General features: G+C 54.2%; 8 protein-coding genes. 3 read left to right on the forward strand and 5 right to left on the reverse strand.

Annotation, left to right across the window (positions count from 1 at the left end; genetic code table 11):
• Positions 1-321 precede the first annotated feature (321 nt).
• The gene (locus AACY98_RS03780) at positions 322-3,234 is read left to right on the forward strand and encodes an autotransporter outer membrane beta-barrel domain-containing protein (RefSeq protein ID WP_339801793.1); all 2,913 of its coding nucleotides are present in this window, start codon (positions 322-324) and stop codon (positions 3,232-3,234) included.
• Positions 3,235-3,288: 54 nt separating this feature from the next.
• Here the strand turns inward: AACY98_RS03780 and exaC are convergent, their stop codons facing one another.
• Complete coding sequence (gene exaC / locus AACY98_RS03785; RefSeq protein ID WP_126980895.1) at positions 3,289-4,809, reverse strand: acetaldehyde dehydrogenase ExaC; 1,521 nt, start codon at positions 4,807-4,809, stop codon at positions 3,289-3,291.
• Between the two features lie 312 nt (positions 4,810-5,121).
• Between exaC and AACY98_RS03790 the strand changes: the two genes are divergently transcribed.
• Both AACY98_RS03790 and AACY98_RS03795 read left to right on the forward strand, forming a co-directional pair.
• Positions 5,122-5,745, forward strand: coding sequence for a hypothetical protein (locus tag AACY98_RS03790; protein WP_339801797.1), 624 nt, complete (start codon positions 5,122-5,124; stop codon positions 5,743-5,745).
• Positions 5,746-5,790: 45 nt separating this feature from the next.
• On the forward strand, positions 5,791-6,126 hold the full coding sequence (locus AACY98_RS03795) for a hypothetical protein (RefSeq protein ID WP_339801800.1): 336 nt from the start codon (positions 5,791-5,793) through the stop codon (positions 6,124-6,126).
• Positions 6,127-6,187: 61 nt separating this feature from the next.
• Here AACY98_RS03795 and AACY98_RS03800 read toward each other — a convergent pair whose 3' ends face one another.
• The 4 genes from AACY98_RS03800 to AACY98_RS03815 form a co-directional block, all read right to left on the reverse strand.
• Positions 6,188-6,511: a hypothetical protein gene (locus tag AACY98_RS03800; RefSeq protein WP_126980893.1), complete on the reverse strand. Its 324-nt coding sequence runs from the start codon at positions 6,509-6,511 to the stop codon at positions 6,188-6,190.
• A gap of 278 nt (positions 6,512-6,789) precedes the next feature.
• Positions 6,790-8,754: an acyltransferase family protein gene (locus AACY98_RS03805; protein WP_339801803.1), complete on the reverse strand. Its 1,965-nt coding sequence runs from the start codon at positions 8,752-8,754 to the stop codon at positions 6,790-6,792.
• Positions 8,744-10,687, reverse strand: coding sequence for an acyltransferase family protein (locus tag AACY98_RS03810; RefSeq protein WP_339801806.1), 1,944 nt, complete (start codon positions 10,685-10,687; stop codon positions 8,744-8,746). Before AACY98_RS03810 ends, AACY98_RS03805 begins: the two co-directional genes overlap by 11 nt.
• Positions 10,688-10,777: 90 nt before the next feature.
• Positions 10,778-12,715 carry an acyltransferase family protein gene (locus AACY98_RS03815; protein ID WP_339801809.1) on the reverse strand — a complete coding sequence of 646 codons (1,938 nt, stop codon included), beginning with the start codon at positions 12,713-12,715 and terminating at the stop codon, positions 10,778-10,780.
• Positions 12,716-12,770 lie beyond the last annotated feature (55 nt).

Here is a 12,770-nt window from a genome sequence, read left to right on the forward strand (position 1 = left end):
GTTTTATCGAGATAAATAATCAAAAAAACAGGTGCATTTTTACCTGTTGAGGACATGTTGGGTAGGGTCAAAATGCCTTAAAACTCACATCAAATTTGGGTGGAAATTGGAGTAAGACATGACAGCAGGACTGCCTTTGATAGAAACCATTTCATAAGGAAAGGCTTACATAAGGTGTTATCTTTCGCGCCATGAGTTTTTGACGGCCCTGATGTGCAGCGGTGCTGTACTCAGATGTTCTGCAAACGCTTTTCATGATAAAACAAACGGATGCATAAGCACCGTTGCAAACACGCATTTCAAAATTAAAAAGGGGCGCATATGGCAGCAAAGCCTTTGCATCTTAATACACGATCCCACTTTGGTAAAACGCCTGTCACGCTGGCCATCGCGGTGCTTGGCACTTTGTCCTTGCAGGCATATGCGCAGGTGAGTATTGGTGACAGCACCACAACGGTAGACCTTGATTCTTACAGCGGCAATTCGGCCACTGTGAACCCTGGCATTACAGTGAATGTGTCCAATGGGCCTGCGATTCGTGCGCAAAACACAAGCTGGACGCTGGAAAACGCCGGTACTCTGAGCAGCACGGACAGTAATGCGTTTGCCGTACATCTGCAAAATGGTTCTGCATTCAATAATGCGGGCACGGTCTCCGGCGCGGGGGGCGGCATTACCAGCATCAATTCGGCCGCCTCTGTTGTGAACTTCGGGGTGATTGAGTCCTCATCTGGTTATGCTGTCAATCTGCGCGCAGGGGGAGACATTCAGAATAAGACAGGCGCGCGCATTACCGGCAGTATCGCGGGGATTTATCTGATCAACAGTTCGGATACGATCATCAACAATGGAACGATTGAAGGCACTAACGGTGCGGGGGTCATCCTTGAAGGGGGAACCGTCAGGCTGCGCAACGAAGCCAGTGGGCTGATCACGGGTACGACGTATGGTGTCCGGCTTGTGAACGGCTCACAAACCGTGATCAACGTCGGGCTGATCAGCGCCAGTAACGGTAACGGGGTGGATCTTTCTGCCGGTGGTACCGTGACCAATGCGCAAGGGGCGGTGATCAGCGGGCAAAACGTTGGTGTATATACCATGAACGGCTCCGCACAGGTAACCACAGCAGGTGTTATTTCAGGCGGAAACAACTCAGTTGTTTTTGCTACAGGCGGTGGTACGCTGACGATGCAAACCGGTGCCTTGTTGTATGGCGCTGCGCTGGGCGGCAATACCAGTAACATCATTTTGCAGGGCACGGGCACTGCCAGCAATGATTTTCTGAGCTTTGGATCGCTGAATATGACCGGCAGCGAATGGTCACTGGTCGGCAGAACCGAAGCCCGCGCAACCACGGTATCGAGCGGAACGCTGTTTATCGGCCTGCCCGGGTATACGGCAGGTGCCACGCTGGTGGCAGATACCGTCCAGATTCAGCCAGGCACCCGGATGGCCGGCTACAACAGCACGGTTGAAGGCGCGGTGACCAACAGCGGCACTTTATATGTGGGCAGCGGTTACCCTTATGCGGCAGGCGCGGCCACGGCTTCGCTGAATATTGCCGGCACGCTCAACAATGCCGGGCAAACCATTCTGAGTTCAGGTGCACCGTATGGCAACACGCTGAATATTCAGGGCAACTATAACGGTACCGGCGGTTCTCTGACGCTGGGGGCACTTCTGGATGATGACCATGTCGGCGCCCTTGCCAATCAGCAGGCAGACCGTATGCTGGTACGGGGCAACGTGACCGGTACCACGCCGGTGAATGTGCTGACCGTTGCAGAAACACGGGCAGCAACTTCTGCCACAACCCTGGTGGCCAACCCGAGTAACCTGCCTGCAGGCGCATATGTCAGGGCAGGCGGGGAAGTGGTGTCGCCCACCAGCGGCGTTTCCATTATTCAGGTTTCCGGCACCTCGACGGAAGGCGCTTTCACGATGAGCAAGCCTTATGTAACGGGCGGCACACCTTATCAGTACAAGATATATGCATTTGGCCCTGGCTCATCGAACGGTTCGGCCAGTGCCTCGCAGAACCTGGTCGGCAACTCCGGGACGTACTGGGATTACCGTTTGACGCATGCCTATCTCACCGCCATTCCGTTGCCTCCCGGTGAAGTCATTTCATTCCCTGGGATTGATGGGGGCGATGGTGATGGCAGTGGCGGTAGCGGCGGCAGTGGTGGTGGAAGCGGAGGCAGTGGCGGCAGCGGTGGTGGCTTTGTTGTGATGCCCGATGATATCCGCTGGAAGGTTGCGCCGCAGGTGCCCAGCTACATCAGTTTGCCGGGGGCTTTGTTCAGTGCCGGTATTCAGGATGTGGATAACCTGCATCGCCGCTTGGGCGAGGTTCGCAGTTCTCAGGCCGTGGGTGTTCCTGATACCGATGGCGAGGTTTTTGCCCGTGTCTACGGCAGCCAAACCGATTACCGGACCAATGTGGGCTTTAGCGATTACGGGTTCGATGCCAAGCAGGATTATTCCGCTTTGCAATTCGGCAGCAGTGCGACTCTGCATGAAGACAAGTATGGCGGTGTTTTCAGGCTGGGCGGCGCGGTGACTTTAGGACACTCCCGCTTGACGCCGGACGCGGATGACGGGAACAGCGTTACCAAGACAGATACCCAGAGTTTTTCTGCCATAGGCACTTATTTGCATCCGGATGGCTGGTATGTTGACGTGGTTCTTTCGATGGGGCGCCTTAAAGCCAATACACGCACAGAGACTTACGGCAATCTGCAGGTTGCATCCATCAAGGGCCATAGCTATACCGCTTCGGTAGAAACCGGATATCCGTTTGCGCTGGGCGATAGCGGGTTCAACCTGGAACCCCAGCTCCAGTACATCTGGCAGAACCTGCAGTTCAAGGACTTTGTCGATATCGATAACATCCGAACCAAGCTGGGCCATCAATCGCAAAGCGTGTTGCGTGCAGGCCTGCGTTTGACGCGTCCCATTGATACGCATGATGGCGCCCAGCTCACGCCTTATGTCCGCCTCAATTATTTGTATGGGTTGAACAACAGCAACTCGGTGAATGTTGGGCTGACCGATTTTGACCTGGGCAAGTATGGCCAGGCGTATCAGGTGGGGGCAGGGGTTTCCGGCATGATCAACAAACGCCTGTCACTGTATGGCGAGTTCTCCTGGCAGGACAAGGTGGGCAGCGCAGGCTGGAGCGGCTGGCAGTTTACCGGCGGGCTGCGCTACATGTTTGGTGGTGGCAAATAAAAACCACCCCGGCTTTTGTCCGGGGTGGCTGCATGCAAAGGCTTCTGTCAACGATCAGAAGAAGCCTACTGGTTTTTCACTGTAACTGACCAGCAGGTTTTTGGTCTGCTGGTAGTGTTCCAGGACCATCTTGTGCGTTTCGCGTCCGATGCCTGACATCTTGTAGCCGCCAAATGCGGCGTGTGCCGGGTACATGTGGTAGCAGTTGGTCCACACCCGGCCAGCCTGAATGCCGCGTCCCATGCGGTAAGCCGTATTGATGTTGCGGGTCCACACGCCTGAGCCCAGCCCGTAGATGGTGTCGTTGGCAATACGCAGCGCATCATCCATGTCCTTAAAGGTGGCAACAGCCAGTACCGGTCCAAAAATTTCTTCCTGGAAAATGCACATGTCGTTGGTACCGGCAAACACGGTCGGGTCTATGTAAAAGCCGCCGGCCAGTTCACCGGGCAGCTTGGCCTGTTTGCCACCGGTGAGCAGTTTGGCACCTTCTTTTTTACCAATCTTGATGTAATTGGTGATGGTGTCTATCTGCTGCTGTGCAACCTGTGCGCCAACCATGGTGCTTTTATCCAGCGGGTTGCCCTGCTTGATGGCTTTCACACGCTTGATGGCTTTTTTAATGAATTTTTCGTAAATCGATTCCTGGATCAATACACGCGAAGGGCAGGTGCAGATTTCGCCCTGGTTGAGCGCAAACATGGCAAACCCTTCCAGCGCTTTGTCCAGAAAGTCATCGTCCCGGTCCATCACATCTTCAAAAAAGACATTGGGCGATTTGCCGCCAAGTTCCAGCGTGACCGGGGTAACGTTCTGAGATGCGCTGCGCATGATGTCGATACCCACTTCGGTGGAGCCGGTGAAGCCGACTTTGGCAATGCGTTTGGATTTAGCCAGGTAGTCACCGATTTTGCCGCCAGGGCCGTTGACAATGTTGAGCACGCCGGGAGGCAGAATATCCTGAATCAGTTCAGCGACGATCAGAATGGACAGGGGCGTGAATTTGGCCGGTTTTAACACAATGCAGTTACCCGCAGCCAGTGCCGGGGCCAGTTTCCAGGTGGCCATCAGAATCGGGAAGTTCCATGGAATGATCTGCCCGACAACGCCCAGAGGTTCATGAAAATGGTAGGCCACGGTGTCATGGTCGATTTCACCCAGCGTACCTTCCTGGGCGCGAATGCAGCCGGCAAAATAGCGGAAGTGATCAATCGCCAGCGGAATGTCGGCGGCCATCGTTTCACGGATGGGCTTGCCGTTGTCCCATGTTTCCACTGTGGCAATCAGTTCCAGATTTTCCTGCATGCGGTCGGCAATGCGGTTAAGGATCAACGCACGTTCTGCAACTGTTGTATTGCCCCAGGCATCTTTGGCTTTGTGCGCTGCATCAAGTGCCATGTCAATGTCTTCAGTAGTGGAATTAGCCACCTGGCAGATCGGTTGCCCTGTCACAGGGGTGATGTTGTCGAAGTATTCTCCCTTGACCGGGGGAACCCACTTGCCACCGATAAAGTTGCCATAACGCTTTTTGAGCTTAACGGGAAAACCGTAAGAACCGGGTTTAATTGCGGGCATAGTGCCGATCTCCTGTTGATTTAATTGGAGTAGTCATAAATTCCATGAAAAGCGGTTTGGTCATGGAATCACCAGGCTGGCTGCATAGGGTTGGTAAAGCGTTATGCAGCATTACCATGGTCGAATATTTTATTTCACAATCAAATCATATATTTTTCAGTCATCATTTTCTAACGCGTCTGAATAGGGGCAATGCGTGTAAATAATGCATAGCAAAAAATCCGAAAAAACCGGTATCAGCAGTGCTATACGTTATACTGCCCGGCAGCATGGCCGTTGGGGCCAAGACATGACGAAAGGCAGGAGATGGCGGTGAAAGTGGTGTTGAAATATGTGTCTAAAACGGTGGCTGGTGTTGTACTGCTGACAGGTCTATGGATAGCGTATGCGCACCCGGTAGAAACCGCTGCACAACCTGGTACGGGCTGTGAGGCTATGGACGAAATGGCCGGGCACATTATGGCGTCACTGGCACAAGGCGAATCGGCCGACGAGGTGATGCAAGGCATTGCAACCAGGGCGGCGCCGGTGTCGCAAAAACTGCTGCAAGCCTTTGTGGCTGCAGAAATGCTCTTGCACCGCCAGCAAGCGCCAGAGGCCGGCACTGAACAGTTCAGTTCGGCATGTGCCATGTATCAGCCTCAATTCATGCATACCATGAACAATACCTGTGAGCGTGTCAACCAGGTGATCGCGGCCAGTGTGAGACTACGCGATGCAGGCAGTATTCCGGCGCAGCAGGTGCAGGCGATGGTACTCAAAGGCATGCAGGAGGGTGTGGCGCAAAGTGCTGATGAACGTCAGCGTTTGTTGCTGCCGGTGGTGCAGGCCGTTACGTTCGATGCGATTGATGAAGTGTATGCGCACCCGGATCAGACAGAAGATCAACTGACCGCAGCATTTGACCGGCAATGCCGTCTTGCAGCGGCGGATTGATGGGCATTGAAGTGGTGGTCTCAGAACAGGTTAAAGGAGGCTGACGTGAAAAAGGCCGCGTTTTTATCTGGTGCCATGCTTTTGTTAAGTATCTGGGCAATGCCTGTTGCGCAGGCCAGGCAGGGTATTGATAAAGCCAATTGCACATACAACGGCGTGCCATTATATGGCAACGTCAAGGTGGTGACAAGCTTTGCTGATTTTGATGTGCAGGTTGTTTCCAGTTTTGCCGATCTGCATGTGCGGCCCGACAGTGCATTTGCCTCAGCCTGTGGTGAGTGGAAGTTTGTTGAAAATTTTCCAGACTTTACCGTGAGGTATGTCAATTCGTTCCCTGACTTCACGATCAAATTTGTGACGTCTTTTCCAGGGATGAATTAAAGCAGCCCAGGTGCATCTGCACTTACGGCTGCCATGTTGCTGCAATGCTGAGCCGGGCGGTTTACTGAATATCCAGCGTCTTTGCGATGTGTTGTGAAAATTCCTGCATCAGCGCCATCCCCTGATCGTGGGTGTAGAAGCCGAAAATATCCTGAATGATCATGCCCAGTACGTTGGCGATGCCCAGGTTGGCAAAACGTGCATGGTCGCCAGCGTTGTAGGCCTGCTGGATAAACCGCAGGTAATCCGGAATCACATGTTGCAAAGTATCCCGGTCATGAGAAAGCATGGGCGCAATACGCTCGTCAATCCAGCGTATCAGCATGCTGATCTTCTCCGGGCTGAGATCAAACTCCGCATGTTTGCTGTTTCTGTTTGCGCTCATGATGCATCTCCATCAGGTCACCTGCAATCACAGGTATTCAGTTGGTGGGCCTTGTTGATTTCAATGTAGCATAACCAGTATTCACTGTAGACAGGCAGCATCAGAACTGTGGCACAAATTTGGTTCTCTGTGTATTAATTCACGTATAGATGTTGGTATTTGAGCAAAAAAACAGCATAAAGCCGGTGCTGGCCCGCAGTTTGGGCCTGTAAACCTTACTGAGATATCAACCACTGAATCAGGCGGCAGGCCGCCGCCAGAGCCGCAGGGCGCGTGTTTTACCGGTCTGCCTGTGCTGGCACAGCCGCAGCCGTTGCAGCCTGGTGGCTGATGATCTGATCCAGCGCCTGGATGACGTCAGCCGCCGCCAGCCGTGAGCCATAGCGTGAGAAATGACGCCCGTCGTTATAGATCTTGATGTCGTCTTCTAGGTGGCAGATGCCGTCCGGGCAGACTGTGGGGGTAACATCAATGAAATAGGCGTTTTCATGCGTGTCGGCATAGGCTTTCAACTGCGCGTTGATACGTCCTGACAACGCATCTTTGGCTGCATAGGGGGCATAGGCCTGCTGGTCGCAAACCTGCGGCAGCCAGGGCGGGCGCGTCAGGCATTCGGCAATGTTGAAATGGTAACGGTAATAGTTGGGCAGCGACAAAATGACCAGCGGATTATCGCCAATGTCATTCTGAATGCTTTGCAGGTGCATATCCAGGAAATCGTAAAATGCCGCTTCGTTGGCAAAGCGGTTGGATTCGCGGTGGTCAATCGGTTCATGACTGTAGTAAAGCAGCCAGTCCTGTGCCAGTATCAAAGGCAGATGCTGTGTGTTCACTTCGCTGACGGCCTTGTGATATAAATCCACACAGGTTTGCCGCAATGCAGAAGGTGTGCCCAGCATGGGATAGGCGTCTGACATGAAACAGCCGAAATTGAAAATGGCTTCAATGTATTCGTTGCGCGGGCTCAGGGTGGTGTTAAACCCCACATAGTAGTGTGCCGAGAAACTGTCACCGAGCAGGTAGGCAATGCGCCGGCCTTGCGGGTCGCCAAAATGCGTCACACTGAAATTGCCTGGCGTACCGCCTTCCACATAGTCTTCTGAATACAGGTTCTGCTGCGCACCTAAACGCCAGGGCAGGCCATCGCTTTTGCTGGTGTACTGAAAACCCGCAACGATGGCACACACCACGGCAAGCATGGCGATGCAGCCATGCAGTTTGTTTTTCAGGCCTTTCCAGTTGATTTTCTGTTCGATCAGGTGATAGATCAACGCGCCAAGCAGCAATGAAGCCAGCAGCAGAATGATTTTTTCAATGGTGTTGATCTCACGAAAAACATAGTAGCGGTAGAACAGCAGCAACGGCCAGTGCACCAGGTAAACGGAATAGGAAATTTTGCCGATGTAAACCACAGGCGCCCAGCGCAATACGTTGCCGGTGGCAAAACCTTTGCCCGCGTACATACAGGCGGCTGCTCCCAGGCAGGGCAGTAATGCAGCCAGTCCGGGGAAGGGCGTTGCAGGCGTATAAACACAGGCCGAATAAACAATGGCTGCAATGCCTGCAATCATCAGCGCAACGCTGGCTGCGGGCTTGATCTGGCGGTCATATACAAATACCAGCAGCGCGCCAATGCCCAGCTCAAATGCGCGGTAGGGCATCAGGTAATAGGCGTTGACCGCATGTGTGCTGATCATGACCTGTGAGGCCGCCAGCGATGCCAGTGTGATCAGCGCCAGCAGTGTAATCAGAGCAATGCGGGTGAATTTTGCCGGCAGTTTGAATACGGCCCAGACCAGAACCGGCCAGATCAGGTAAAACTGCCATTCCACCCCCAGCGACCAGGTATGCAAGAACAGTTGCTTGTCGGCGCCAAAGTCAAAATAGCCCTGGTGCTTGCTGAAAAATATATTGGATGCCGAGGCCAGTGCATATTTGCCGGTGCGCGCCATATTGGCCAGCGTAACCGGGTCGGCCAGCACAAAGGCAACCAGAAAGGTCAGCAGTGTGACGGTGATCAGTGCCGGATACAGGCGCACGAAACGGCGGCCATAGAAGTTCCAGAATGAAAACCGGCCATTGCTCAGGCTGCCGACCACAATGGAGGTGATCAAAAAGCCGGAAATGACAAAAAAGACATCGACCCCGACAAAGCCGCCGCTCATGCCCAGTTGCATGTGGCACAGCAGCACCAGCAATACGGCAACGGCGCGCAGGCCGTCAAGTTCGGGTTTATACGTCATTGCTTGGCTGTGCCGAGGGTTCGGGCGTTGCGGGGGTATTCAGAATGCGCCGGATTTCCTGCACAATATAAGCGCCCGCTTCCACCGAGCCATAGGCAGACAGGTGGAAACCGTCGTTATACAGCATGGCATTGCGCATGGCGTTGCACATGCCGCCCGGGCAGAGTGCCGGTGCCGGGTCGATGTAATAGACCTGCTCGTGGCTATCGGCATAGTTTTTCAGAAAATCATTGAATTCGGCCACCGGTGTCTGGCGGGGAGGATAGGGCTCAAGCTGTTGCAGGCAATTGCGCGTGGCCAGCGCGGGCCGCATCAGGCATTCCTTTTCGTCTTCACCCCAGCGCCGGTAAGGCACGCTGGCAACCAGAATCAACGGCTGGTGGCCGATTTTGGCACGAATGTCGTTAAGGTTGTTTTCGATGAACTGGGTATAGCTTTCGCGCGTGCGATAGTCCGACAGGATGGCGACATTGCGCTCATCCAGCGTCACGGATGTGCCCCACGCCTGCACCAAAATCAGGGGCAGGCCCTGGGTTCTGGCGCGGTCAATGGCCTGTGCCGAAGTAACACGGCACTCCTGGGTGACCTGCGTGCTGGCGTCGATTTCTGAAATGACACAGCCAGGGTAGGTGATCTGCTGGATCATCTGGTCGCTGTCCTGCAAGGCCGCATTCACGCCAATGGACAGGCTGCCGGCAAAGCTGTCTCCGGCAATAATGCCCAGTTCATGTCCTTGCGGGTTACCCAATGGGGTGGTAAATGCAAACCCCTTGCCACCCCAGGTCAGGTAGGATGCATTTTGCAGTTCCGGGGTGGCGGCACGCCAGGGCAGGCCTTCGCCGTATTTACCGGTGTAAAGCATGGCACCCGTGCTGGCCACCACCAGGGCCATCATGACGGCACATCCTGTTTTTTTATTGGCCAGGCGTTTCCAGTTAATGCGCTGCTCGACCAACCGGTAAACCAATGCACCAAGCAGCAGCGAAACGAGCACCAGCATTATTTTTTCTGTGATACGGATGTCGCGATAGACGTAATACGTATACAGCACCAGTAGCGGCCAGTGCACCAGGTAAACCGAATAGGATATTTTGCCGATGTAGACCACAGGCGCGCAGCGCAAGATGTTACCGGCGACAAACCCTTTGCCACCATAAATACACGCAGCCGCTCCCAGGCACGGCAACAGCGCGGCTACCCCCGGAAAAGGGGTGGCAGGCGAATAAAAGAAGGCTGAGCAGATGATGGCGGCCATGCCGGCAATCATCAGGCTGACCGATGTGAGCATGCTGGCCTGTTTTTCATATATAAAAACCAGCAGCGCGCCGATACCGAGTTCAAAAGCCCGAAAGTGCATCAGGTAATACGCCCCTTTGGGGTCGTGTGAAATAGCCCACTGGCTGGCTGCAATTGAACCGATGGTGATCAATGCCAGAACGGCGACCAGCCATGCCATTTTTTTGGAGAACTTCAGCACCAGCCAGATGATGACCGGCCAGACCAGGTAGAACTGCCACTCCACCCCCAGCGACCAGGTATGCAGGAACGGCTGCTTCTGGGCGGCAATGGCGAAATAACCCAGATGGTCTCTAAAGAAAATGTTGGAGGTGGATGTGATGGCGTAACGGCCTGAGCGGCTCAGGTTTTCGAGTGTGACCGGATCGGTCAGCAAAATACCTGCGAGCAGCGTCAGCAGTGTGACGACGATCAGCGCCGGATACAGGCGCACAAAGCGGCGGCCATAGAAGTTCCAAAATGAGAATTTGCCCTGCGTCATGCCACCGACCACAATGGAGGTGATCAGAAAACCGGAGATGACAAAAAAGACGTCCACACCAATAAAACCGCCGGGGGCGCCCAGTTGCATATGGCACAGCAAAACAAGGAGTACGGCGACAGCGCGCAGACCGTCAATCTCTGGCTTATAGGTCATGAAGTATTCTGATAATGAAAACAGTGAATCTCAAAAAGAAGTTATTTTAGCGGGATTTGGCGTATGGTTGTGTGGGTAACCGCCTGCTGTTTATGACTGGGGGGATAAGGCGCCCTGGGACGGGGCTTGCTGCAGTTGCTGAACAATCCCCTTGATTTGCTCGAGTACATGGGGCGCGACCAGTTTGGCGCCATAGTAAGACAGGTGAATGCCGTCGGCATAGAGTTTGGCATTTTGCCTGGCAGAGCAAATGCCATTGGGGCACAGGATGGGTTCAATGTCGATAAAGTAGACATTTTCCCGTGCGTGGGTCTGCGCATATGCTTTTAGGGTCAGGTTGGTTTTGTGGATGAAGATGTCTTCCACACGGTAGTCGCTGAGCTCTGCCTCACACGCCTGCGGCAGGTAGTTCGGGCGCAGCAGGCATTCCTGTTCACCGCCGTTCATGCGTTTGAGCGGTACGCCGCCTACCAGCACCATGGCCTGCCCGTTCAGGCGTTTGCGAATGTCGTCCAAGTTGGCCAGCAGAAAATCATGCGTGCCGGCAGCAACACCTTTCTGCGCGTCTTCTTTGGTGAGCGGTGTATTGTTAACGAACCACCAGGCCTGTACCAGCACCAGCGGCAGGTTGTCCTGGCTGACGTTGTCAAATGTTGCCTGCGTCAAAGCGCGGCATTGGGGGGTTGCTTGCGGCCGGTAGTCAATTTCAGAGATCAGGCATCCTGGCGAAAAAATCAAATCCAGTGAACCCGGGGTTTGTCGGGTGGCATAATCCAGCCCGCTGGCCAGGCTGCCTGCCAGGCTGTCGCCCGCGACGATGGCCGATGGCGGCGTATCCACGGCACCCAAAAACAGCTCATGCTCGTAGTTTTCCCCGCCCCACATGGTGTACTGCGGGTCGTTCAGCTCATTGTTGCCCAGCCGCCAGGGTAAGCCTTCACCCTGGTTGCTGACATACTGAAACGCGCCGACCATGACAACCACAAGAGCGATCATGGCGGAACAGTCCACCAGCTTGTTGCCCATGCGTTTCCAGTTGATGCGTGTTTCAATCAGGGCATACAGCAGTGCGCCTAGCACCAGCGAGGCTGTGAACAGCGCGATTTTTTCCAGCGTGCTGATATTGCGAAACACGTAATAGCTGTAAAGAACCAGCAGCGGCCAGTGCACCAGATACACAGAATAAGAGATTTTGCCGATATAAACCACCGGCGACCAGCGCAGCACGTTTCCAACATTGAAACCCTTGCCGCCATAAATGCATGCGGCAGTTCCTAGGCACGGCAGCAGCGCGGCTACGCCCGGAAAGGGTGTGCTTGACGTATAAACCAGCGCGGAATATAAAATTGCGGCGATACCTGCCAAAACCAGCAGGATGGACGTGGGGCGACTTGCCGGTTTTTCATAAACCAGCGCCAGCAGTGCGCCAATGCCCAGTTCAAACGCGCGGTACGGCATCAGGTAGTAGGCGGCATTGGCGTTGGTGTCGAGCATGGTCTGCGAGGCGACGAGCGAAGCTATGGTGATAGCCAGCAGCATGGCCCATAACACATATCTGGAGAGCTTCAGGGCCATCCAGACCAGCAAAGGCCAGGCCAGGTAGAACTGCCACTCCACCCCCAGCGACCAGGTATGCAGAAATACCTGCCCCTGTGCGGCAACATCAAAATAGCCCAGGTGCCGGTTGAAAAAAACATTTGATGCAGAAGCCAGCGCGTATTTGCCTGAGCGGGTGATGGCTTCCAGGAAGGTCGGGCTCACCAGCAAAAAGCCGGCAATGAATGTCAGCAGGACGACCACAATCAACGCGGGATACAGGCGCACAAAGCGCCGGGCGTAAAAGCTCAAAAATGAGAAGCGGCCCTGCTCGATGCCGTTGACAACAATGGTGGTGATCAGAAAGCCTGAAATGACGAAGAACACGTCCACGCCAATAAACCCGCCCATGAAGCCAAGCTGCATGTGGCACAGCAATACCAGGAGTACAGCTACCGCGCGCAGTCCGTCGATTTCTGGTTTATAGGTCATGGGATAGATTCAGTCAAACAGCCCGTCAATGCAGCGTATCCTGCATGATCATTTA

The organism is Saezia sanguinis (genome assembly GCF_963921665.1).
In the GTDB taxonomy this organism is placed as follows: Bacteria; Pseudomonadota; Gammaproteobacteria; order Burkholderiales; family Burkholderiaceae_C; genus Saezia; species Saezia sanguinis.

Bases quoted from the DNA above. Each gene is read 5' to 3' on its own strand.
- AACY98_RS03780 (WP_339801793.1), top strand. From the start codon at position 322: ATGGCAGCAAAGCCTTTGCATCTTAATACACGATCCCACTTTGGTAAA.
- exaC (WP_126980895.1), bottom strand. From the start codon at position 4,809: ATGCCCGCAATTAAACCCGGTTCTTACGGTTTTCCCGTTAAGCTCAAA.
- AACY98_RS03800 (WP_126980893.1), bottom strand. From the start codon at position 6,511: ATGAGCGCAAACAGAAACAGCAAACATGCGGAGTTTGATCTCAGCCCG.
- AACY98_RS03805 (WP_339801803.1), bottom strand. From the start codon at position 8,754: ATGACGTATAAACCCGAACTTGACGGCCTGCGCGCCGTTGCCGTATTG.
- AACY98_RS03810 (WP_339801806.1), bottom strand. From the start codon at position 10,687: ATGACCTATAAGCCAGAGATTGACGGTCTGCGCGCTGTCGCCGTACTC.
- AACY98_RS03815 (WP_339801809.1), bottom strand. From the start codon at position 12,715: ATGACCTATAAACCAGAAATCGACGGACTGCGCGCGGTAGCTGTACTC.